This window comes from Streptomyces coffeae (assembly GCF_016741875.1).
Taxonomy (GTDB): domain Bacteria; phylum Actinomycetota; class Actinomycetes; order Streptomycetales; family Streptomycetaceae; genus Streptomyces; species Streptomyces coffeae.
Window position 1 is genome coordinate 1 of record NZ_JAERRF010000219.1, and the last position, 380, is coordinate 380.

The window sequence follows — 380 nt, forward strand, 5'->3', positions numbered from 1 at the left end:
CTGAACTGGTTGATCACCAACTTCGTGGACAACACCCCCGGGGTGTCCCACACGGTGGTGGTCTCCGCCGACGGACTCCTTCTGGCGATGTCCGAAGGCTTCCCCCGTGACCGAGCCGATCAACTGGCGGCGGTCGCCTCCGGCCTGACCTCGCTCACCGCCGGAGCCTCCCGCATCTTCGAAGGCGGCGCGGTCAACCAGACCGTCGTCGAAATGGAACGAGGCTTCCTCTTCATCATGTCCGTCTCCGACGGATCGTCCCTGGCGGTCCTCGCCCACCCCGAGTGCGACATCGGCCTCGTCGGCTACGAGATGGCCCTGCTGGTCGACCGCGCGGGCAACGTCCTCACCCCGGACCTCCGCGCCGAACTGCAAGGCAG

Annotated in this window: 1 protein-coding gene; it reads left to right on the top strand. The window is 67.1% G+C overall.

Going from position 1 to position 380, the window contains the following annotated elements:
* Window positions 1–380 (top strand): roadblock/LC7 domain-containing protein (locus JK363_RS41745; protein ID WP_201883532.1); only part of this gene is annotated, 380 nt, incomplete at both ends.